Genomic DNA, 23,456 nt, shown 5'->3' on the forward strand with positions numbered 1-23,456 from the left:
TCAGAACTATAAAGTACGATAAATTGCCTTAAGGGTATCAGCATTTATTTTATCCTGCCAATTTTTACCAAAGGCGTTTTCCCATAAAGGTACCAAACCTAATGCAACAGATACCATAGTATCCAGTTGTTCTTCGGTTACATTAGCGCAAATTCCTGTTGGTAGATCTATTTTATGAACCTCTTTCATTTTCTTAAAGAGCGCAACACCTTCTGGGTAGTAATCCCCAAGTTTATCAAAGACAATACAATTTCCTATTCCGTGCTTCGTTCCCAAAACATAGGCTAATCCATAACTCATCGCGTGCGCTACTCCGACTTGAGAATATGCGATACTCATACCACCGTGCCACGAAGCCATCATTAGTTTTGCATCTGCCTCTTCTTTATCCAAAGAATCCTTTAAAAAGATTTCTTTGCATAGATCCAATGCCTTTTCTCCATAACTCTGGCTAAAAGCATTCAGATATGTACCATTTAAGGATTCAATACAATGGATATAGCAATCCATACCTGTATAGAACCACTGATTTTTTGGCACGTCTTTAATTAATTCAGGATCTAGAATCACCTGATCAAAAGGAGTGAAATCAGAATTAATACCTAACTTTTTTTCTGGCCCGGTTAATACGGTAGTCCTCGAAACTTCTGCTCCTGTTCCAGAAATAGTGGGGATTCCCACATGATATACCGCTCTGTTATCAACAAGATCCCAACCTTGATATTCTGTAGCACTACCTGTATTGTTCATCATAATAGCAACTGCTTTGGCCAGATCCATAATAGATCCTCCACCAATACCGATGATTCCACTTGGTGTAAAACTAAAAATACTTTTAAATTCTAAAACAAGTTCATCTACCTGGGTTGTTTTTGGTTCTTCTTTGGTAGAGATATATACTATTCTGTCATTCCCGGATAGCTGTATTCTATCTTCAATAAATGCTTTGTTATTTTCGAAAACATCATCGATAAGATAAACAAAAGGAGCTCCGTTCTTACGTTCAGGAGAAAGGATTTGTTCCAATTGATTGAAAGAACCTTTACCGAAAACCACTCTTGGTACCATCGGAAAATTTTTATGTATAGATTCTTCAACCTTGGGCGTAACGGCAGTAGATGTTATATTCAAAAGATTTTGTTTGTTAATTAGTTTTCTTGCTTTTTCTAAATCTTCCGGGGTATCTATTTCCACACCTTCATGATGTGTTTCTATCATTTTGATATTCTTACCATACTCAAGATATCTAATACATTCAATTTTTTCAGAAGCTTCTAAAGTTCTCATCGGTAGGCGATAAAAATCTAGAATTGCCTGCTTTCTAAATGCATAGATTCCTTTATGTTTATAATAGGTATGGCTAATTTCTTTATCTCGGGGATAGGGTATAGGAGCACGAGAAAAATAGAGCGCATAATTGTCTTTATCTACAATTACTTTAACGCTATTAGGATTTACGATATCATCCCAATCATTTATAGGTGTCATTAAACTTGCCAAATCTATTTTATCAGCATCTTCACCTTCAAATACTTTCAATACTTTTTCTAGGCTTTCTCTTTCTGTAAAAGGCTCATCTCCTTGCACATTGACTACGATATCAATATCCATATTTTCTACAGCCTCTGCAATTCTATCACTCCCGCAGTCGTGTTCTTTGATACTCATAATGGCTTTACCGCCGTGAGCTGTAATTTCATTGAATATAATATCACTATCCGTTACTACAAATACCTCACTAAACAATGATGTATTTATCGCAGCTTCATAAGTTCTGAGAATAACGGATTTACCTTCGAGATCCTGCATTAATTTCCCAGGAAATCTAGTTGCAGCATATCTCGCAGGGATCATTGCGATCGTTTTCAGCTTCGTTTTGTTCAAAATTGCTTGCTTTTGCAGGGTCAAAAATAACTTTTTTAAATCGAATTTCCAGAAGAGCGAACGAATAGTTTTTTATAAACTTTTCTTAAACCAAAAAATAAAATGATTACAAAAATGATCGCTAATAATGGTAAAAACACAGATAATACAGACATGATGGTAGCGGTTCCTGTTTCTGCAGTTGCGATTACCGGATTGGCTAAACCTCCTGTAGTGGCAGTAGAAGTTAATCTGGATGCGCCCATCGTACTTTTTACGGTGGCTGCGGTTCCTCCTCCTGCAATAATCGCTAAAGCCCAGGTTACAACATGGCTTAAATTGGCTACTGTTGAGACCATAACAGCTGTTCCAGCAACAGCAGCTAGCGGAATTGCAATGGTATCCAATAAATTATCAAACCAAGGGATATAATACGCTAGAATTTCGATAATGGTAGCCACAGACAATACAATTAATGCTGCATTGCTTCCAATCCACTGCCAATCTCCATTTAACGGAATGACACCATAATGACCTGCCAAACTCACAGCCAATAATGGTAAAAACACCCTGAATCCAACAGAAGCTGCTAATCCGACTCCTAGACATATGCTTAAAATTGTTTCTTGCATTCGTAAACCAATTTAACTTTCAATAAAAAAATCATCTTTAAACCCTATAAGATACAATTTTTCTTTCGCTCTTGTTACCGCAGTATATAACCAACGTAAATAGTCTTTATTGATTCCTTCAGGCAAATACGGTTGCTCTATAAATACAGTATCCCATTGACCACCTTGTGATTTATGACAGGTAATTGCATAAGAGAATTTTACCTGTAGACCGTTAAAAAACTTGTTGTTTTTGACTCCTAAAAACTTTTTGTACTTTGATTTTTCTCCTTCAAAATCTTTTAACACTTCCTGATATAATTTATTGGATTCTTCATAGGATAAAGAAGGGCTCTCTGAAGTTAATGTATCTAAAATCAAAACGGTTTCCAAAGGTTTTTGATCCGGATAATCTACCATAGAAATCTTAACTTCTGCAAAACGAAATCCGTATAATTCTTTAATCGCGAATATTTCCAGAATCTTTATGATATCTCCGTTTGCTATAAATCCAGCCTCGCTTTTTGTATCTAACCAGAAGTAATTGTTCTTGACTACCATTAAATAATCTCCTGTAGAAAGTTCATCTTCCTGAAAAAGTATTCTAGAACGAATCTGTTGATTGTAGATGTTTGCTCTCTTATTAGACCTCAATATAATAACCGATTCTTCGTGACCGGCGCTGGCATAAGAGTCATTTAAAGCGTCCATAATATCATGCCCATCGATCAATCTTATAATATCAGGATATCCATCAATATTAAATTGAAAAGAATCATAAAACCCATCGTTTAGTAATTCTCTTAACGATGTGGCGTTCATCAAAATACCACTACCCTCTGCCTGTCTTACCACTTCATCCAACTCGATTTGAGTCACTTCTTTATGAAAACCCATAGATAAAGTATCCGAATCCAAGGCCGGACTCACCTCTAATTTTACAGGCGGCAGCTGAGCAGTATCCCCAATAAACAGAATCTTGCAATTATGGCCCGAGTAAACGTACAGCATTAGATCATCTAGTAAAGAACCATTTTCAAAAAGTTTGCTATCACTAGGAGTATCCGGGATCATAGATGCTTCATCTACAATAAAAATGGTATTTCTACTTTTGTTTTGTTTTAGTTGAAATGCAAGGCCACCACTACTATTTTTTTTGGGATAATATATATTTCTATGGATGGTTTGTGCTTGTCTACCCGAATAATTACTAATTACCTTAGCGGCTCGACCAGTAGGAGCCAATAAAACCGAGCTTAACTTTGCTTTCCATAAATTTTTAACCAATGTACCAATCAAAGTCGTTTTACCCGTACCTGCATATCCCTTTAGTAAGAAAAGACTGTTTTTGGAATCTGATAGTATGAATTCTGAAAGCTTCTGAAGTACAATGTCCTGTTTTAGTGTGGGTTCAAAAGGAAAATCGTCTTTAAGCAACTGATAAAACTCTGTTTTCCTCATGAAATATTGATGTTCCTTAAATCCATAATCTGTTAATAAATCAAAGATAGTAATGATTTTTTGGCTATAAACTTTTACGATTAAAAAAAAATTGTAGATTTGCGTATACACTAATGTCTAAAAGCTAAATTATAAAATGAAAATTGTTCTTCAACTAGTTCTATGGGTAATTATCGCAGCCTTGGGTTACATGGTATACAATTCTGTAATGGGTCCTGTACGATTCAACAAAATTAAAAAAGTGCGTTACGCAAAAGCCATTGAAAATCTTAGAGATATTCGACAAGCAGAGCTAGCTCATAATACAGTAGTTGGGAGATTTGAAAAAGATCCTGCTAAATTAATTGCTTTTATAGATACAGCTAAATTTACGTTGACACAGCGTAGAGATTCTAGTTTTATCAGATTTAATAAGATATTACAAATTGATGAGCCAAGAGATACGGTTGTCATTGACACCCTTGGTTATGCTTCTATAAAGGATTCTTTGTTTGGAGGAAGCGATCGCTATAAAACAATGATGAATGTGCCTATTGAAGGTGTAGATGCGAAGTTTGACCTTGACGCAGGATTTATCGACAAAAACGGAATCAGAATCAGTGTTTTTGAAGCCAAAGTTGCTAAGGATGTTCTATTACACGATCTTGATAAAGACTTATTGTATCAGGAAAAGCAGGTAGTTTCTGTAGAAGGTGTAGATGGACCATTTTTATCCGTAGGTTCGATGCAAGAAGTTAACACTACTGGTAACTGGCCAAAAACTTATGACTCAAATACAAAACAAGAGTAATACGTCAAGTACTACAAAACATACATTGTCCATTCAGGTAAGCCTGAATGGACTTTCTTTTTGCACCGTAAATTCTGATGGAGAAATAACAGCAATCGAACATGATAATTTTGGAATCCATTTGTCTCCGGAACAAGTACTGGACAAAATCAAATACTCTTTTGATCACCACCCAAACCTTCAATATGATTTTGACACGGTAGAAGTTATTCATCAAAATGATTTATATACCTGTGTGCCAAAGGCTTTATTTGACCCTGAATCATTAAAAGATTATCTAAAGTATAACATCAAAGTATTGGATAATGATTTTATCGCCTATGATGAATTAGAACCGCACGAAATTGTTATTGTTTATATACCCTATACAAATATTAATAATTTCTTTTTTGACACTTTTGGTTCTTTTACATATAAACATTCGTCCACCATTCTTTTAGATACTATTTTAGCAAAAGAAAAGAACAGTGAAACTACAACGGTATTTGCTCATATGAATCCTACCTCCTTTGATCTGGTGATCACCGAAAAAGGAAAACTAAAACTAGGCAATTCTTATATATACGACACCCACGAAGATTTTTTATACTATGTTATGTTTGCTGCAGAGCAATTGAGATTAAATCCCGAAGAATTTCAATTGATTTTTCTGGGCGATATCACAAAAGCAAGTAAGGCTTATCATATTGCGCATAAATATATTCGTCATGTAGATTTCGGAAGTAGAAATAACCTTATCAAAATTTCTGATCACCTCACTCCTATTGATGATCACCAACATTTTGTTTTATTAAGTCATTTTTAATATGCGTATCATATCAGGAAAATATAAAGGAAAACGATTACAGGCACCAAAAAAATTACCGGTACGCCCCACAACCGATATGGCCAAAGAAGGATTGTTTAATATCCTCAACCATCATTATGTGTTTTCTGAGGTTACGCTATTAGATCTTTTTGCAGGCACTGGAAATATTAGTTACGAATTTGCATCTCGTGGTGCAGAGAATATAACTGCAGTGGATGCAAACTACAGCTGTGTAGGATACATTAAAAGTATTGCCAAGGAGCTTGATTTTACTATTGACACTATAAAAAGTGATGTGTATAGCTACCTGGAAAAAGTAAAGAAAAAATCTGACATCATATTTGCAGATCCGCCTTATGATTTTACAGACGATCAATTTGCCAAAATTGCTGCATTGGTTTTTGAGAATGATTTACTAAATGAAGATGGTATTTTGATCATAGAACACTCTAAGCATACTAAACTAGATACAGTATCTTATTTTAGCAATGCACGTAAATATGGAGGTTCTGTTTTTAGTTTTTTTGAAAAAAGTGGTTCGTAATATTGAACTTGGTTTGTATTAGTTTTGCTATCAAAAACAGTTAAACATCCCTATAAATATCTTCGCCGCGGCGAAGAGACTTTTCAATTTCTTTCTTTAAAAGGAAGGATTTAAGGAAGAACATATACACTCGTCCACAATATCCTGTCGAAACTCCACAATAGTTACTTTCATAGTATTAAAGAATTTATTTTAGAGAAATCTAATTCTTAAACCGTATAGTATGATCGACAACATCAAAAATTTAGGAACTTCTTTAAGCAAGAAGCAACAAAAAACAATCAACGGAGGATTTGTCGCAGGAAGACGCTGTAACACCAATGCAGACTGCTGGGATCTTTCTCCATTTTTAGGACCTGGAGATGTGTCTTGTAGATATTCTCCTTTTTCATCTTACAAAGTATGTCAGTTTAATTAAGAGAATTTTTTAGCTTTTATGAAAACATAAAGGAGCTATATGATTGTGTAGCTCCTTTTTACTATATATACGGTAATAGTCACTTATTTGTTCTTTTCCTTTTTAGAGGAAACTCCAAATTCTTGTTGAGCCTTTATTTTATGATATAACATCACCGATACTACAACCAATGCCAGTATTGCAAATCCTCCTTTACCTAATAGATAATCTATAATTTCCATCATTTAATTTGACAATACAGTCGACGAAAACATCCGATGCTTACATTATAAGCAGTATAAACCACCAAAAATGATAAGCATAAAAATTACATCTTTGTATTCACATTATAGCAGGTAGCAAATAATCTCTAGAAAAATAATGTTTTGTCGTTTAAACTGACATCACAGAAGAACGTATAGAATATTCGTCGATGCTGGATACGTTACTGAGCGAATGAATTTGGTGCGAGGTATTGCTAATGATATCTTCATAATACGCAAGAGTTTTAGCATCAAAACCAGGCGTATCCTCTGCTGTAATCTTAAATATATCCATCTGATAAATGAAGTTATTTAAAATATGGTGACTAGAAGAAAGCATTGCTTTATAGATCTTTAGTTTTGCATTTTCTAGTTTGATTTTTTTCACACGCCTACGCATGTCAAATACCAAAAAGATGGCAAAAATGCCTAAAGGAATAATAAATTTATCAAACTCATACTGTTCTAAGGTAGCTAGAAATGTAAGTAATTGCTCGTAAAGGTCGATTTCTAAAAAAACGGAGGAAAAGTAAACAAACACGGAAATAGATAATCCGATGATTGTAAGTTTGTAGTTGTTCATTAGAGGGGTTGTGAGGTTTAAAGTAATGACGATTTGTGGTTGTTTCATTTCACTATGATTTCATTTCTGGATAAAATCATATAAGGATCGATTGTTAAGCCAGCTCAATGTACAAAAAAAATACAAAAAAAGCGGTTTTACCGTAACTTATTAACAATGCACGCATAGTTATTCACAATTTTGGTAGTATTCGATTTGCATTTTAGTCAAAATACTTCATAAAATCAGGCCGCGGCACACATACCCCATATACAACCGCAGCCCTTGATTTTTTGTAATAGCTATTCAATTAAATGCCTACCTTTATTTATTGAATGTTACTATTACTATATGTAAGTGTCATTAGGTACACATTTGTTACTGTCGATTTTTAAATATTTTTGAAAAAATTAAAAATATTGGTGGGTTACCCCCTCACACTGACCACGACTACAGGCGGGGGAACTTGATAAGATATCTTTTCTAGCTGAAAAAATAATGCTTGCGGGATATACCCCTCACCCTAACCCCAACGCAGGTGGGCTTGCTCAACCAAGGAGAGGGAACTTTAGATGGGTTGTTATAATTATATAGATTTAAAAAATCCCGGATCATCAAATTCGGGATGTGTATTTTTTAAAACTCAGGTTTTTGTTTTGAAGCCTTAAAATAGATTAACTCTATGATCATTTTATCAGGATTGATGCGATAAATAATATAATTGTGTTTACTTAGTATAGCCTTCCTAACATTTTTATGTACCCCGGTACTTGGATATAATAGCGGTGTCCTTTTTACTTGAGATTTAAATTCTTCAATTTTTTGTTCTAGGAGTACTATTTCTTTTGATGTCCAATGGATTTCCATGTATTCTAGAACTTCATCCAATCCTTCTATAGCTTTGGGTGTCCATACAATTTTTAATGCCATTTCTCAAATCGCTTCATTGCTTCTTGATCTTCTATATATTTCTCTCCATCAGCTTGCTCAATACCGATTTCAATATCCTTTTGTTCCTTTTCGCTTAAATCATGCCACCAATCTGTTTGCTCTTCTTCAAAAACCTTTTTTAATTTAGCTAGTAATGATTCCTTTTGGGTTTGAAGCAATAAATGCATTAATTCTAATTTTGTGCTTTCAATATTCATTACAATTGTTTTTATATCTACCTATTAATAGACGAATTCCTAACAAAGATAGCTTATTTATTGAATATTACTCTTACTATAAGTAAGTGTCTTAAAGAGGACATTTGTTACTGTTGATTTTTAATTATTTTTAAAAGAACTAAAAAATATTGGTGAGTTGCCCCTCACCCTAACACCTACCACCGGCGGACAGGCTCTCCCCAAGGAGAGGGAACTTCATACGATTTCTTTTTTATTTGCCTATATTAGATGTAGCTATCGCTAGTGCTCGTTTGTAACGAGTACCAATAAACCTAAATTACCTAACCAATCCTAATAAGAAACCATCGCTATCAATTTTTAAAATAGTATGATCTTCTTGATAATTTCTTGCACTACTGTATTTCCAATCTAAAGTATCTGTTACAAAACCAGATTGCACAGGATTATTATGGATATAATCTACCTTTTGTTGTATTACCTTGTCTGTCCATAATTCGATTGGTTTATTGTGATGTTGCCAAAATTGATAGGTACTTATATTACTTCTTTCTTTGCCTGCTTTTGCAAACATCTCTAATAACCATTCTTTCCTACTTTCCTGCGGGTTATCTTGTATTGCTAGTAATATTTTCTTGGCAGTATATTTTTTAAAATCCCTTAATAGGCTAGAAGGATCTTGTTTTGTTGATCTAAATATTAAGTGCATATGACTGGGCATAAAGCAATACGCATATACTTCCATCCCTTTTTCTTTTCTGCAATATTCTATGCTACTTGCTAAAATTGAAAAGTATTTTTGTCTGGTAAATACATCTATCCAATAAACTGTAGCAAAAGACACAAAATAGAGTCCTGATGTATTATGAAATTTATATTTTCTACTCATATATCTATTCTAAAATTCAATTACTTGTAGTAAGACTTTTAATAACTTAATAGCATAGCCTTGCTATATAGATGTGTCATTATGATACTATTTGTTACCTCTAACTGATGTTTTATAATGAAAATATGATATGGTATAGCCAGTACTTGTAACAATTGTCTATCTTATATGCTGGCGATCGTTTGCAACGAGTGCCATATAAACACACCGTCTTATCCTAAAAAATAATAGCTACCTAAAACAACTCTAAGTAGCTACTATTTCTAATTATTTTATTATTCTTAGTCCTGTCTCAAACCAATCTGCCACGGCACCCGTCACAGACGAGCGCTAGCGAGGGAACTTATTAAGATTTCTTTATTAGCTGAAAAAAAATGCTTCCTAGATATACCCCTCACCCTAACCCCTGCCTGACGGGGAGGCAGGCTCTCCCCAAGGAGAGGGAACTCAATGAGGTAACTAATATTTTAAAAAGTATTGTTCTCAGGAGAAGTTGAAAGAACAGAGCTTCTTCCCTGATTGATGACCTGAAAGGGTATGTTTTGAAATCTACCATTGCTGATCTCTAGTGTTTCATAATCATTTTCTTGTTGTGACTGATCAAAGAAATTGCTGTACATCGTGCCCGAAAAGGTACCGGATATTTTACCATCTGCACAAGAGGTTACGGTAACCTGTAAATTGCTTTCTATAGTATTATCACTTAAGGGTGTTGGAAAATGTTCTGAAACAAAGGTGCCGTCCAGGTTATAATAATATATGAACAACACATCATCACCCCCATAGATACCGGGAGTGATACAATCACCTAGATTTCTGTCTACTACTGCCAGAACGAACTCGATATCCTGGTTTCCTGCACTTACATCATAGCGTTGCCCCTGACCATTTACGACGGTTAGATTAGAAAAATTAATCTGTGTGGATTGCCAATCGGTATCGCCAATTGTAGCGCTCATAAAACTGCTATTATCCGCAGATGTGCCATCATCGCTACTACAACTAACACTAAAAATACTTAGTAAGGTTAAGACTAATAAAATCTTGGGTACTCTTTTGTTCATTTTTATTTATTTTGGGTTATTAATTATAAACTACCTATTTCTAAATAGCTATTTTATATAAAATTATATTTTGTACGCTGATCATATCCCGCCAATCTTTGACGGCACGAGCGGGGACGCTCGCGCTAGCGAGGGGATAATTATTTTAATCCATAACCTTATCACTTTCAAAATAAAATTCCTTAATGGAATCCCAAGGAATAACAAGGTCATCAGATAAATCTTTTACTTTTAAAATAGCTGAACCATCATTATTCAAAGAATGTAGCTCTATATCAACTATTTTAAAAACTCTTTTATCATTATATAAAATAAAGTCATTTATACTTAAAACACCTTCTATTAATTTAATACTTAATAAATACTTTTTTTCCTCGGCACTAAAAACATTATTAATAGATAATTTACCTTTCATAAGTACTATTCTTTAGTAAATAAAACTTCAACACCATCACCATCTTCTAATTCGTTCACGACGGCTTTGTTAAAACCATTCTTTTTAGCTTGTCTTCCCGACCAAGTGTTCCAAGCTGCATCTGTCTTTGACATTTTATTCTTAATATTTTTATAATACTCAGCTAAATTGTCTGACATTCCTTTCTCTGGATACAATCTTTTACTTTTTTTCCATAATGCTTTAAAACTATAAACTCCATCAACCGCTTCTTTAAAAATAACACTACCTATACCTTTTCCTTTAAGTTCTTTAGGCAAATTAATTTCTATATTAAGGATATTCCCCTTCATCTCATAGAAACCTTGAGCTTTACCATTAAAATAAGCCCAAACTCTTTGTCCAATCATAGTCTGCTCGGAAAATTTGACATCAGAAGGAGAAACAAGCTCAACTGAATTACTCAAAGGCTTCTCAGGAACTTCAATTTTAGGTAATTTTAATTTTATTTTAGAAGATGAAGCAGATACTTTATCAACAACTTTTTTATTTAATACTTTTAACGAAGGAACATCTTTTTTATATTTTGTCTTAACATCTACCGATCTTACTTGCATAGTTTCAAGAGCTGCTAATGGAAGAGATGCTACATCAACCATATTTTTAAAACCTCGTAAACTATGTATAAATTTTTCGTCACTGGAAAGATCATCTGTACTTACAGGGTTTCCGCTAAGATCATTGATCATGTAGCCTAAATTAGACTCGTTAAAATTATCACCAACTTTTGCAGCAACAACAAATAAATTCGCCATTGTTTTAACAAACCAATTCGCATCTTCATAAGAGAACTCGTCATTAATATTGGATTCTTCAAGACCTTCCAACTCACGCCACGCTATAACTTTATTTCCTGCAAAACTGTATGGAGTGTAATGAGCATATTGAGGTGATAAAGGATCAACAGCAAAGAATCTACCAACGCGGGAATCGTGCATCCTAAAAGTAAAGTTAACAGAATTCCCTTCCCCTTTAATTTCGTTATCGACTTCCTGCCCCTGGAATCCGTAACGATAGTCGCTACTATTCCCATGTCTGTTAGGCAACAACATCCCAAACGGATAGTAATCATTAAATGAAAGAACGTCTGGAGTAAAGGTAACAAAATCTGCATTATTAATGTTGGTAATATTGCTGTTTTGTTCAACCTCGGTAATCACAAGATTATCCAAATAATAGACTTGATCGCCTCCATTATATCCATTCTCTCTGAGTCTGGTATTGATTCTGTATTCTCCAGATTCGTCTACCGTAATTGTAGTGGTGTATGTACCTGTTTCTGTTACCAGATCAGACTGTAGTTTACTATTGCCTTTCCAGACACCTATTTCTAATGGTGGTGTAAATGCATTTACATCTACATCTACGTCTACGGTATACGTTTTCCCTTTTAATAAATAGTAATTGGCATTGGTACCATTAAAATCTGCTCCGGTGGTTACTTTAAGCCTACCAGCTTCTGTAGTCATCGCCGTGGTTCCATTACTGGCTGTAAAAGGAGTAACGCCACCTGTAAACTCAGTAACATAGATCGGCTGTGTACCTTCTGTAAGATCTTCAATCTCTATAGCATCCAGGTAATAGGTTTGGTCTGCACCTGCATATCCTGTCTCTTTAAGACGTGTGTTTAATCGATGATTACCCGTACTGGTTGCGGTAAATGTCATCGTCACTGCTCCGGACATATCTACGTTTTGGGCTTGTAATTTACTACTGCCTTTCCATATACCAATTTCCAGACCTGGAGTAAAATCATCTCTGTTCACCGTTAAACGGATCTCATAGGTTCTACCGGCATATAACCAGTAGTATGATTGCGCTCCGTGATTATTTTGTGCCGTAGTCACGGCTAACCTACCATTATCTATCGCTATGCCAGTTGCTTGCGTGGTTTTTGTCCACCCGCCTACAGAGGTATCAAACGTATCGTTGTAATGAATATCACTATCCGTAACAACTGAAGTAATCGAATTAGTAGTATCAATAGCTACTAGTTTTCTATCACTAATCACACTCAGCACATTACCCAAGTGATTGGATAATTCGTATCGCTTATCTCCTACTGTATTGGTATACAGATCTTCATCATCTGTAGTGCCATCTGCTGTACCTAATAACACATCAGATTCTTGTAGTCCTAATCTACTACTACCATAAATATGGTGCTCTTTTAGGCTCAATGCCATGACTTCGCTACCATCAGGTAATGTATTTACACAAGCAACTTCATCAATCAACGCATGCACATCACTACCTGTCTTGGCATGCGTACCCGGTAACCAGGTAATACCTTCTGCCGCTTTATGTGTAATCATAGCACCACTTTCAACTACATACTCTGCGGTAGGAGCTACAATAATATCAGCTTGTGCTTTTTCGGTAATACCTATGTTTGTAACAACCTCATCATCTAGTGTTAAGGTTACAGCACAGTTGGCCGCGTCACTACCAGTACCATATACGGCCAGTACGTTACCTTGTGCGTCTCTGGAGTAATAGGTAGTCATCTTATCGTTAGGATCATCAGATTTCACTACGGTTTTACTCAGACGATTTCCTAATCCATCATATCCAAAACTGATAACGGTACCATCATCTTTGGTCACACTGCGTACTTTACCGTCTACACGCCAATCTATAGTAAGGCCTTCTGTCTTATCTCTGATCAGTTGGCCGATATCATCATAGATATAATTGATATGATTCTCGTTATTTTGATCAAAGGCATCAGCTGGCACTCCTAACGCGGCAAACTGATCTAACAGGTCATTATCCAATTGTTTGCCAACCTTATCTTGTACTGTAAGCAACTGGTTGTTGGTAATATCTCCGTTGCTATTTCTATTATATTTATAATTAAAATCATCAATGACGGTTCCGTTTTGATCTTTACGTGATAATTTGATCAAATTACCGTTTCTATCATATTCGTATTCTGCACTATAGTTGGGATCTAAACCTCTTCCGCTTAGCTGATTACCCTGCATTTTACGGATTCGGTTTAACTGATCATATTCATATTGATTTATTTGAAGCCCTATTCTATCTTCATTTTGATCCAACAGGTCGGTAATCATCATTTTGATGTTACCATTATATAAATTCTTATCAGCTTCCCGATTAAAACCTGTTCCCCATCTAAAAGCAACATTTTGGGTTACCGGTTGGTAATCTCCATAATAATAGCTCAGAGAATATCCCATTGCATCTCTGGCAACCTTGGATCCTTGTACTCCATCTTTTCCGATATCATCCACAAGGTTTAACCCATCAGAATTCACACCTTTTAACCAGCCCTGTAGTGTATATACATAATCCATACCCTGCACTTTTTTATCTCCGATAAGCACTCTAGCCAATGGTCCGTGTGCATAGTACTGGTATGAGGCGTCTTTTTCCCAGATCACCCCATTATGAGAGGTTTCTACCGAGGTAATACGGTTATCATCATCATAGGAATACCTATGTATAAACTGATCCGGTTGGTCTGCCTGGAAAATTACTTGATGAACATTTCCACTAATCAGATCGTACTCATATTGTACTCTTTTCTGATTTTGATCAATGGGAACTAATTCTGGTGCTTTGTTATCACATACCAGTTCTTTTACATTACCGTGGATATCATAGTTGTAAAAGATGGCATTATCATATTCTGTATCCCCTTCTGCATAAGCATTGTGATATAGCACCGCTGTTACCCTGTTTCTGGTGGTAATATCATTATTAAGCAAGGGATTACCGGTAAATACATTATCTCCAAACAGGTGCTCTGCTCCTGGCAAGGATGTATCATATTGTGTTCTGGTGACTTCACTCCTTGGTTTGTCGGTAAGATTGTAAGGAAATGCCATCTGGTCTACTTCTTCTACAATCGCTCCGGTATTTAGGTGTACTAATCTACCGGTATCACTAATGCTATATTGTTCATCCAGCGCTAACTCTCCGGCTTCTACAATCCTACCTAAGGCATCATAGTCAGTATAGCTATAGTTGCCTGTATAACAGGTTTTGGAAATTTTGTTAACTAACCTTACATTATCCACGGCATAATTACCGATCATACCAATATCAATGTACATTGCTGCAGTAGGATCAGGATCTGAATAGGTTCTGATTAGACCATCATTGAAATAGAAGTTGATGTTACCATCTGCTCGTTCTATTCTTACCTTATCATTATGGTTGAATTGTTGTAACAACGGAATATCTGCTGCTCCTTGTTGAATAATACTCATTCTTCTGTCCAGCAAATCGGCTTTGATGCCATAATCAATGGTGGTAAACGAATCATCAACATTGCTATACGATAATCCAACAGCTACTGATTTTGTTGAAAGATCCCCTAATAGATTTGGTATATTCAGATTAAATTCAATGTACCCTTCTTGCTGGATAAACTCGTTAGAAAACCCACCATAATTAGGTGTACCCGGCAATGGTTGAGAGGTACCAATTACACGTATTGATCCGGCAAAATTTCCTGAAGATATGACGCCTAACCCATTCGTTTGCGCTAAACTAATCGGAAAACTCGTTTCGTAGTATGAGCAATCATACTCATACAATCTGGTCGCTTTTTGTTTTGCATTCTGAGATAAGATAATTCTACCGAGTTTATCATAGGCAAAACGTGTCTCACCACCATCCGGTGTGGATTGCCATACCAGTTGATTGAGCGAGTTATATTTGTATTTAGTTTGTAAGCGGTGAGACGGACTAATATTATCTGATAAATCTTCATCTCTATTTACTCCTTCGGGAGGAATTGTCTGCACCAAATTACCTGCCTGATCATAATAATACAGCGTGTACTGATACTCTTTATCTGCATAGGTAACCTTTAGGGTTTCGTTTACATTATCGATTCCTTTTTTAATATACTCTCTTTTAAATTGAGTTACCAATGCATCCAGGTATGCCTGATAGGAATCACTTTGATAGGTTTCTGCAACCACAATATTAGCTTCTTCGCAATTGGTGGTATCATCATCGGCAATATCCACTTGAATCGTAGCATCTAATGGTGCAGGAGGACATACCTTGTTTGCCACTAAATATACATTATTTACAAATTCTGTCCAGAAATAATCATCTGTAGGATTTGTATTTTGTTGCGATCTGTAAGCTACATAGGCACTAATGACATCATTAATTTTATCATATCCATAATTAAGATTGGTATTACCAAATTCTGCAATGGTTAAAAAATTAGGATCCACTGCGGTTACCACGCCTAGATCTGTTAAATACCTGTCATAAGAATCTGCGATGTATTGAAACTTAAGACTGCAGAAATTTGTTTCTGTATAGAAATTATCCAGTAGTGTATACCCTTCAATTCTGGAAGATTCGAACGTATCTGGATTAATCCCCAAATCACTTAAAAACTGCTCATATTTATCCTGACAAGGTATAGGTGCTACTGTTTGTGGAATACAGATGTCGCAACTAGAGCTTTGCTTAGGATCCGGGATGGCTAATGCGGCAGCAAAAGGTTGGTCTGTATTATCATTTACAACAGCACAGGGAACTCTAAATTGTTCAAATTGACCATCTTCCAGAACTACTTTATCATTAACTATACTAGCTCGATAATATCCGAAATCTATAAAAAAACGAAAAGTACCTTGAGACGTACTTCTGGTGTTCTCTATTTGAAACGTAAAATGTGGTACACCTTCAATAATGATTTGATCCTCTAAACTATTAAATGTAACTTGGTGAAAATTTGGCCCCGCATAATTACCAATTGAAAATGGGAAAAAGTATTGATTGTTTACTACGATTCCTATATTTGGGGATCCAAATTCTCTTTTTGCGACATGAAAAGAAGTGATGCTTTGATTATCAATTGCTTGTTGAAAAATACCTCGAAGTGAAGAGGTCAACTTTCCTGCTGCTTCCAGATCTACAACAGAAAAACCACCGTTGTAATATAAATCATATAAACCTTCTTGCTCTAAATATAGATTAATCTCATGTAAATCTTGCCCTATAGAAATCATTTCAGATTCAAATGAGGGACTTATTGCACAATCATACTCTAAGATTCGATCACATATTGCTTCAGGTTTGACTTCGCTAAATGAATCTATGTAAAAAGGAGTTTCTTCAAACCTGTACTTTAATAGAGTTTGATTATATGTATTAGATGATTGGTTGGTAAAACCAAAACTATAATAATCAGTTCCTGCCGGATTTTCTACAAAATTTAAAGTGCAATTAGTAATATTAGTAAATAATTCGTTTCTGCCAAAGGTGTAAAATCCTTCTCCTCTGTTCTCTTGAACGACAAAACCAATGTAATTGACATTTGAGTCGTAAATATCCATTACATTTCGTAAGTGTATTGTAGTAAAAGTACTTCCACTAATTTCTTCGAAAAACGAGCGTATACTATTTGTTAACAAACCTTGCTGACTTAAATCTATATTGAGACCAGGTTGACCATTACCACCATCAACAGGAACCAAATGCCATGAATTATCCCGTATTGCTCTGGCCAATACGGTAAAATCTTTATTTAATAAAGCATTATCTGTGATACAATTGTTATCTGGTTCTGTTGCTGTTTTACAACAAGAATAGTCTACATCCTGTACGATAGAAGTTTCGAAATAGTTACTCACTCCGGATCCATCTGTATAATATAGTTTTTGGTTACTATTATTGGTATCCGGAAGGAAATATAAGCTTGTAAATGTATTGGCTGTTGTGTTTGTTAAAAACGACGCCATAGGACCTGTTATTGAAAAAATCACCGTTCCATCAAACGTGATATCATACTGATCAGACGATTGACTCCCGTAAGACCAAACCGCTCTGGGTGTAACAATATCATCTCCAATAATTTCAGGTATGATACTCTTTGAATATTTTACAATTGTAGATAAATCAGTTGTAGTATTAAGAGCATTTCTACTTTTTAGTTCATTAATCAGGTTCACTAAGTCATCACCAAACTGAGCACGATTAGTACACCCAATCGTATTATTGTTATTGATCGGGTTATTATCTACCTGATCATCCAATACCTCACCAATACCATCGTCTTCGGGTCCACATTCTCCAATAGCAACACAGGTGGTACCGGTAAATACAAATTCTCTGATATCTGCTCCGATAATTACCTCTGCCAGCACCTGGAAACCAAAAACACCTTGAGCCGGATTCGATAGTAGTGGATCATAATAAAGCTGAGAGAAGTTAAGTATACTCCAACCCACACCATCCATAGGGCTATAGTTATCCCAGGTGTTGGTAACATCCCATCCGATATTTGGTAGGTTTAGCGTTAGTAAATTACTACAACTATTCACAATGTTAGATTGCAGATTTAGGCTATTACTCTGTACAACTCCTTCAAAATTAAGTTGAGATAATGTATTTACTTCTCCTCCAAAAGCTTCAAACAAATCATTAGTAAGGTATTGTCCTCGATAGATTCTGTTTCCGACAAGAGATTGAATATTATCGTTTATATCTTTTTCTTTTACAAATTGATCCAAAAAGTTTTCTAAGTCATCTTTTAACGGGCATCCTCCGGTTTGCGCATAATTAAAATAATCTCCATCACCAGAATTCTCTTCAATGATATCACCTTCATCCTGATTGGCATCGTACTGTTCGTCTGCTCCTGTAAATCGCTTTAGCTTGTCTTTATACAACTCGGCATTCTGAGCATCACACAACTGATTTGCGCTGGCATTGGTATTCGCGTGATTCTGGATCGTACCAGCAATGGCATAATTACGGATTACACTTGTAATCGACGGTGTATTCACTCCATTACCAATACATCCGTTGTAACAGCCGTTTTTCAAGGCATACAAATTTCTAAAAACTGTTTTTATCCTTTCTTTTAGACTTAAATAGCTTCCTTTATAGGTATTCCATATCTGATTCTTTTGTGAGTCACTCAATGAATCATCTATAGAAGAAAGACCATTAAAAGACGTATCATCACACGTAGTTAGACCATCACAGGTAGCAGCCAAATAGGCAAAATGAAGCAATGTAATGTTTGTGCCGTTATTGGTATAATCCTCGAACCTGGTGTCTAATGCGGTCTGCATAACTTGTTTTCTCCAATTGAATTCTGATGGTAGTTCTAATCCTATTTGTTTATTAAAATATGGATCCAACTTCATCAAAGCTTCATCATCATTAGACAAAAGACCTAAGTCTTCAGCTTGGTCAAATACATTAATTTCACGGATATAACTATCAAAACCATCACTATCCATCGGAACGGTTTTCATTTGCCCGGAAATTACATCATAGATATCAACATTAGATTTGATATCACATAAAGCCGTGGCATAGTCCAGATAACAATTCTCTGGATGGTACGGAAGCAATGAAACTGCCCAGTACTCTCTCCACTCGCTCAAAAAATCGCGCACATCAGCCAAGTTCTCCGGGCTTATCCATTCGTATGAAGCCCCTGATTCTGTAGTTCCGCTATTTGGAGTAACTCCGTTTATTATTGCCGGCGTATATGTTCCATCCTCATTTATCCTCACCACAATTTCAGAAATAACTCCGGGAGCATCCTTATAAGGCTCTGCAGGTGTTCTCCAGGTAACCGGATTTCCATCGGGAGATATTAACTTATTATTTTCATTAAAAATGCTGAGCTCATCCTGGATCTGTGTAATTTCATTTTGACTGTCGTCAAGCTGTGGGTTTCCATTTTCATCTAAGACTGGGGTAAATACAGCTCCATACTGCCCAAGAGGTTTCATATCTTGTAACAAGGTAGTATTGCTCACCTCACAACTAGCTCCATTATAAATTGCGTTACAAGGAGCTTCACAAGCTTGTTTGATTAACTCCCACTCTCTTGTAAAAGTCCTGATCAATGCATTGACTTCTGCACTTTCAATTACTTCAGCACCATTAACATCCAAATTACTGTCCTCCCAGGTAACCGTCATAAAACCTTCGGCATCTACACCATCTTGTTCAAAAGTTGCATTTATGAATCTACCTTTTAACTCATCAATAACATATGCCTCTTTTGTTCCCAGGCTTTCTACACACTCCTCGCAGGTTGTATAACAACTATTAAAAATAGCAGATGGTGCAAATTGACTAGGATCTACATAACAGTTGCTCGACGAGTCTTGTAATTTATTTCTATAATCGATTGCATATCTGTCTAAAACCTCATGGTCAATTTTCAAAACTTTACTTAAAGCATAGGTTCCGGTATTCAAACGTGCAGATGGAGTTTGTGCTCCTTGAGGTGTAGCCACTGCAATATGAGCTCCTGAAAAGTCTTCGGTACCGGCTGTTGTACTAATTTCCGGAAGTAATTGTTCTTCGCCGCAATCGTCTATTAAACTAATCGAAAGGTCGTATACAAAAGGATAGTAATATCCAGGGTTACATTCCAACTCATAGGATATGTCCTCGGTTACACTGTATTCAAAATTGTAATCGGTACCATTGCCCATAACAATAATTTGCTTACCCGTCACCAGAGCATCTTCTATTCCCGGATATAATTCTGAAGTTTGTTTATTGTTTCTGCGAATAAGGTCAAGTGTAAACTGTTTATGCAAAGAAATGTTCTTTTCATCATCCAGCCCTTCTAAAGAAAGAGGAGAACCTGCTGCTAATGCAGTAGCAATGGTACGACCCTGAGGATCTATAAAGCTTACACTTACCTGACCATTAGGATCTATAACTACATTCTTTTTATAATGTATCGCATTACCTACACTATTTCCAAATAATCTGGTAAGTTCTTCTTGTTCTGGAGCTCCGTAAAAATATTTCATCTCGTGTCCCGAACCTAATTGATGGGTTACACCTACTCCACTTTTTCGTCTAATTCTTCCTGTATTATCAGGAGTATATTCTATCTGACTAAAAGGATAATTTTTTGCATCAGGTATATAATCCTGAAATGTATTACCAGTAGTTGGTTGTTGCCCATAATATTGACTTGCACCGGTACTGTTAGACATACCGTCTGTAGCATTGTTACAAGAATTATCTACCGGTGTTCCGTCCTGAGATATTAAACTCCAATCAAAATCCAGATGCGAATAAGGGGTATTATTGGTAATATTTTTATTAAAATCTTTGTAAAACCTGATATGATTATCCGTAGCAGGCACTGGTAAAACTTCTATGGCAGGACGTCCCTGATTATCATAGATAACCTCACCAACGATAGCATTATCATCACTATTGATTTTAGTAACCGTTTGTCTGTTTCTTAGTGTTCCATCAAAATAGCTGACTACTTCTTTCTTTTTTCCTTCTTCTGCATAACTAGCCTGAAACTGCCAGTTTTTACGATTTTCGTGAGCTGTTACCAAATAATAGTTAGGCTCCCAGTTAGAAATCTTAGTTTTCTCAGAAGCTCCTGTACTCCACTCTCCGAAGTATTTTTTGGAAACATCCTCCATAAATCTACCTACAGCTCTTACTCGATATACTAGATATCCGTTGTCATATATCAAAGGTATCTCATAGAAATTTTCATTTGTAGAAATACGCGTACTATTCAATTGAAACTGCCTGTCGGTAAGATCAATATTTTCAGGAAGCAATGGACTACTCAAGTCCGACCCATAATTATCAATCCATGTCCATTCTACGTCATATTCTAAAGCGCCTTCAATAGCATCCCACTTTAATTTTAATCCTACGTTGGTTGCATTTTCATTTTCTTGTAGTAGCTCTTTAGCAACAAGAGGAATATTGTTTGATAGCGGATCGTATCGTTTTGCCCTAAATCCAAGATCTAAGGATACATTTTCAGGAGAGGACAAGGTATTATCTGCGATAGTGCTATTCTCTATATTTTTAGTACGAATACTGATTACTTTTACTTGTACTCCATATTTATTATCTAAAACATATTCTGATACGTCCTTATATTCTGAAGAAACTTTACTGGGATTAGAACCAACAATAAACTCTTTATTATAGGGAGCCTCTAAACTACCGTCTTTTAAAACAGGTGTAATCTCCAGGTTAATTGTATATGCAAACCAATAGAACGGTGCTTTATCTGCATCCACCGATATCCTAACAAATGACTGAGGATTAACCACTACGGTATTGGCATTGAGTCCAGCGTTAGGAGATTCCAGCACCAAGGTTGTATTATTTAGTGATTCATCAATTTGCTGAGAGGAAAAGTTCTCGAAAACCGAATACACCGGACTTTGCGCCCATCCTGAAAATGCGCAGATAAGTGTAATAACACCCAAAAATCCTTTATTTATGAAAAAATTGATCTTATCAGAATTCATATGCTTATTGTCTTGTAGTATCTATAAATTGATAGTGCTTTAAATTCGGAGAAATTCTATTCCCAGTTTTAGATAGCAGTACGAATGATGAAAAATTGAATTTACCCTGATACTCTGTATCATTTTGAGAAAAATTGGTAAAAACAACTTCCAATCGTGGATTGGTTAATTTCTCATTACCATTTTGAGTCTTAACCGGAATTGTAGATGAAAAAAACAAGATTTGTTTCTCTAGTCTAAAATCATTTTTAGTTATTTTCAAAACTACCTTACGATAAGGTGATTGAGAAATTGATGGTGCCATCATTTCTATAATGTATAAGGCTTCTTTTTCTTTAATGATTGCTTTGTTGAAATTGCGAAAGAGCAACTCAAGATTTAAGGCTGTAGTTGGTTTATTTTTTTCATCTGCCTTACCGTACATTACTGCCTTTTCATCGTGATTGACTTTTACGTAATTTTCAGATATTTGAAGACTCTCAGTATTGTGAATTTTTGAATAAAAATTTTGATCATTCTTCACAATTACCCCTTCATAAGATTCGAGTATTGAAGTACTTTCCAAACCATCGAACAATGTATAATTGACATTCACTTGATACTTAGACTGATTATCGTAAAAATTCTTTACCTTCTCAATGATAACTTTTGCTTTATCCAAATCTGTTTGCTGTGCATTCATTTCACCAGAAAAGAAAAAGCTATATAGAATAATTATTGTATTTATATATTTCATCTACTGCTGTTGTGTAGTTAATTTAGCATTACCTGATCTGGTTTCCTGAATAGTATAGACTCCTTTTTCAGTTTCTTTCTTAACACGCACCAATCCACCTTCCTGATCGTATTCATAAAAAGTAGCATAGTTATTTTCATCCAGTTCTGCCATTAATCTCTGGGTATCCTGATCATACACGAAAGACTTCATGTTGCCATTAAATGGATAGATGCGTATATCATCAAAATAGGTATCCACTCCTAAACCACCTGGTTTTAGACCAATTTTTATGGCGATAGCATCTTCCGGAATTTCAAAAATCCCTATCACACGTTGCCAACCCTCTATAATTTCTCCAGAAGGATGAAAAGTATAGTCTGCCTGCTGATCTATAGCAACTGGATCGGTTGTAAGCGGGTTGCCCCCAAAATCTATTTCGATACCACTTACGGTATACGACATTACTTGCTCGGGTCTATCTTCTTTTAACCAACCACTTACTATATACTTTTCTCCCTTTTTAGGTTTAAAAGTTGTATATACAGGAAATGACTCAGGATCTAAAACAGGATCTCCCTGTGCGTGTGACATATATACCCCTATGATTATAAAAATGAACACTAAAC

The 23,456-nt window shown here is 35.6% G+C and carries 17 protein-coding genes and 1 pseudogene; 4 read left to right on the top strand and 14 right to left on the bottom strand.

Annotated features, from left to right (window positions below):
- Window positions 1–6 precede the first annotated feature (6 nt).
- The 4 genes and pseudogenes from ACE94K_RS17185 to ACE94K_RS17200 all read right to left on the bottom strand — a co-directional run bounded on the left by ACE94K_RS17185 (window position 7) and on the right by ACE94K_RS17200 (window position 3,935).
- Window positions 7–1,068 (bottom strand): iron-containing alcohol dehydrogenase family protein, encoded by a 1,062-nt coding sequence (locus tag ACE94K_RS17185; RefSeq protein ID WP_378184302.1) that lies wholly within the window; start codon window positions 1,066–1,068, stop codon window positions 7–9.
- Window positions 1,069–1,149: 81 nt separating this feature from the next.
- A pseudogene (gene kdsB, locus ACE94K_RS17190) lies at window positions 1,150–1,854 on the bottom strand (3-deoxy-manno-octulosonate cytidylyltransferase); the annotation flags it as partial.
- A 65-nt stretch (window positions 1,855–1,919) separates the two neighbouring features.
- Window positions 1,920–2,495, bottom strand: a complete 576-nt coding sequence (locus tag ACE94K_RS17195) for a DUF4126 domain-containing protein (protein WP_378175153.1) — start codon at window positions 2,493–2,495, stop codon at window positions 1,920–1,922.
- Between the two features lie 12 nt (window positions 2,496–2,507).
- Entirely contained in the window at window positions 2,508–3,935 is a 1,428-nt protein-coding gene (locus tag ACE94K_RS17200; RefSeq protein ID WP_378175156.1) for an ATP-dependent RecD-like DNA helicase, read from the bottom strand.
- Window positions 3,936–4,071: 136 nt separating this feature from the next.
- Between ACE94K_RS17200 and ACE94K_RS17205 the strand changes: the two genes are divergently transcribed.
- From ACE94K_RS17205 to ACE94K_RS17220, 4 genes are all read left to right on the top strand, one after another.
- Window positions 4,072–4,725: a hypothetical protein gene (locus tag ACE94K_RS17205; protein ID WP_378175159.1), complete on the top strand. Its 654-nt coding sequence runs from the start codon at window positions 4,072–4,074 to the stop codon at window positions 4,723–4,725.
- The gene (locus ACE94K_RS17210) at window positions 4,700–5,530 is read left to right on the top strand and encodes a DUF3822 family protein (protein WP_378175162.1); all 831 of its coding nucleotides are present in this window, start codon (window positions 4,700–4,702) and stop codon (window positions 5,528–5,530) included. Before ACE94K_RS17205 ends, ACE94K_RS17210 begins: the two co-directional genes overlap by 26 nt.
- Window position 5,531: 1 nt before the next feature.
- Complete coding sequence (locus tag ACE94K_RS17215; RefSeq protein ID WP_378175165.1) at window positions 5,532–6,077, top strand: RsmD family RNA methyltransferase; 546 nt, start codon at window positions 5,532–5,534, stop codon at window positions 6,075–6,077.
- 223 nt (window positions 6,078–6,300) lie between these two features.
- Window positions 6,301–6,495: a hypothetical protein gene (locus ACE94K_RS17220; RefSeq protein ID WP_378175167.1), complete on the top strand. Its 195-nt coding sequence runs from the start codon at window positions 6,301–6,303 to the stop codon at window positions 6,493–6,495.
- An 83-nt stretch (window positions 6,496–6,578) separates the two neighbouring features.
- Here ACE94K_RS17220 and ACE94K_RS17225 read toward each other — a convergent pair whose 3' ends face one another.
- The 10 genes from ACE94K_RS17225 to ACE94K_RS17270 form a co-directional block, all read right to left on the bottom strand.
- The gene (locus ACE94K_RS17225; RefSeq protein WP_378175170.1) at window positions 6,579–6,719 is read right to left on the bottom strand and encodes a hypothetical protein; all 141 of its coding nucleotides are present in this window, start codon (window positions 6,717–6,719) and stop codon (window positions 6,579–6,581) included.
- Between the two features lie 148 nt (window positions 6,720–6,867).
- Window positions 6,868–7,320, bottom strand: a complete 453-nt coding sequence (locus ACE94K_RS17230) for a hypothetical protein (protein WP_378175173.1) — start codon at window positions 7,318–7,320, stop codon at window positions 6,868–6,870.
- Between the two features lie 615 nt (window positions 7,321–7,935).
- On the bottom strand, window positions 7,936–8,229 hold the full coding sequence (locus ACE94K_RS17235) for a type II toxin-antitoxin system RelE/ParE family toxin (protein WP_378175176.1): 294 nt from the start codon (window positions 8,227–8,229) through the stop codon (window positions 7,936–7,938).
- On the bottom strand, window positions 8,220–8,447 hold the full coding sequence (locus ACE94K_RS17240) for a hypothetical protein (protein WP_378175179.1): 228 nt from the start codon (window positions 8,445–8,447) through the stop codon (window positions 8,220–8,222). The genes ACE94K_RS17235 and ACE94K_RS17240 overlap by 10 nt, the downstream gene beginning before the upstream one ends.
- Before the next feature lie 298 nt (window positions 8,448–8,745).
- Window positions 8,746–9,315 (bottom strand): transposase, encoded by a 570-nt coding sequence (locus ACE94K_RS17245; RefSeq protein WP_378175182.1) that lies wholly within the window; start codon window positions 9,313–9,315, stop codon window positions 8,746–8,748.
- Window positions 9,316–9,782: 467 nt separating this feature from the next.
- Complete coding sequence (locus ACE94K_RS17250) at window positions 9,783–10,379, bottom strand: hypothetical protein (RefSeq protein ID WP_378175185.1); 597 nt, start codon at window positions 10,377–10,379, stop codon at window positions 9,783–9,785.
- Between the two features lie 145 nt (window positions 10,380–10,524).
- Window positions 10,525–10,794: a hypothetical protein gene (locus ACE94K_RS17255; protein WP_378175188.1), complete on the bottom strand. Its 270-nt coding sequence runs from the start codon at window positions 10,792–10,794 to the stop codon at window positions 10,525–10,527.
- A gap of 5 nt (window positions 10,795–10,799) precedes the next feature.
- Window positions 10,800–22,112 (bottom strand): hypothetical protein, encoded by an 11,313-nt coding sequence (locus ACE94K_RS17260; protein ID WP_378175191.1) that lies wholly within the window; start codon window positions 22,110–22,112, stop codon window positions 10,800–10,802.
- 4 nt (window positions 22,113–22,116) lie between these two features.
- Window positions 22,117–22,848: a hypothetical protein gene (locus tag ACE94K_RS17265; protein ID WP_378175194.1), complete on the bottom strand. Its 732-nt coding sequence runs from the start codon at window positions 22,846–22,848 to the stop codon at window positions 22,117–22,119.
- Window positions 22,849–23,421 (bottom strand): hypothetical protein, encoded by a 573-nt coding sequence (locus ACE94K_RS17270; protein WP_378175197.1) that lies wholly within the window; start codon window positions 23,419–23,421, stop codon window positions 22,849–22,851.
- Window positions 23,422–23,456 lie beyond the last annotated feature (35 nt).

The organism is Aquimarina besae (genome assembly GCF_042434905.1).
Taxonomy (GTDB): Bacteria; Bacteroidota; Bacteroidia; order Flavobacteriales; family Flavobacteriaceae; genus Aquimarina.

Coding starts and splice junctions, on each gene's coding strand:
- ACE94K_RS17185 (WP_378184302.1), bottom strand. CDS start 1,068: ATGGTACCAAGAGTGGTTTTCGGTAAAGGTTCTTTCAATCAATTGGAA.
- ACE94K_RS17195 (WP_378175153.1), bottom strand. CDS start 2,495: ATGCAAGAAACAATTTTAAGCATATGTCTAGGAGTCGGATTAGCAGCT.
- ACE94K_RS17200 (WP_378175156.1), bottom strand. CDS start 3,935: ATGAGGAAAACAGAGTTTTATCAGTTGCTTAAAGACGATTTTCCTTTT.
- ACE94K_RS17205 (WP_378175159.1), top strand. CDS start 4,072: ATGAAAATTGTTCTTCAACTAGTTCTATGGGTAATTATCGCAGCCTTG.
- ACE94K_RS17210 (WP_378175162.1), top strand. CDS start 4,700: ATGACTCAAATACAAAACAAGAGTAATACGTCAAGTACTACAAAACAT.
- ACE94K_RS17215 (WP_378175165.1), top strand. CDS start 5,532: ATGCGTATCATATCAGGAAAATATAAAGGAAAACGATTACAGGCACCA.
- ACE94K_RS17220 (WP_378175167.1), top strand. CDS start 6,301: ATGATCGACAACATCAAAAATTTAGGAACTTCTTTAAGCAAGAAGCAA.
- ACE94K_RS17225 (WP_378175170.1), bottom strand. CDS start 6,719: ATGATGGAAATTATAGATTATCTATTAGGTAAAGGAGGATTTGCAATA.
- ACE94K_RS17230 (WP_378175173.1), bottom strand. CDS start 7,320: ATGAACAACTACAAACTTACAATCATCGGATTATCTATTTCCGTGTTT.
- ACE94K_RS17235 (WP_378175176.1), bottom strand. CDS start 8,229: ATGGCATTAAAAATTGTATGGACACCCAAAGCTATAGAAGGATTGGAT.
- ACE94K_RS17240 (WP_378175179.1), bottom strand. CDS start 8,447: ATGAATATTGAAAGCACAAAATTAGAATTAATGCATTTATTGCTTCAA.
- ACE94K_RS17245 (WP_378175182.1), bottom strand. CDS start 9,315: ATGAGTAGAAAATATAAATTTCATAATACATCAGGACTCTATTTTGTG.
- ACE94K_RS17250 (WP_378175185.1), bottom strand. CDS start 10,379: ATGAACAAAAGAGTACCCAAGATTTTATTAGTCTTAACCTTACTAAGT.
- ACE94K_RS17255 (WP_378175188.1), bottom strand. CDS start 10,794: ATGAAAGGTAAATTATCTATTAATAATGTTTTTAGTGCCGAGGAAAAA.
- ACE94K_RS17260 (WP_378175191.1), bottom strand. CDS start 22,112: ATGAATTCTGATAAGATCAATTTTTTCATAAATAAAGGATTTTTGGGT.
- ACE94K_RS17265 (WP_378175194.1), bottom strand. CDS start 22,848: ATGAAATATATAAATACAATAATTATTCTATATAGCTTTTTCTTTTCT.
- ACE94K_RS17270 (WP_378175197.1), bottom strand. CDS start 23,421: ATGTCACACGCACAGGGAGATCCTGTTTTAGATCCTGAGTCATTTCCT.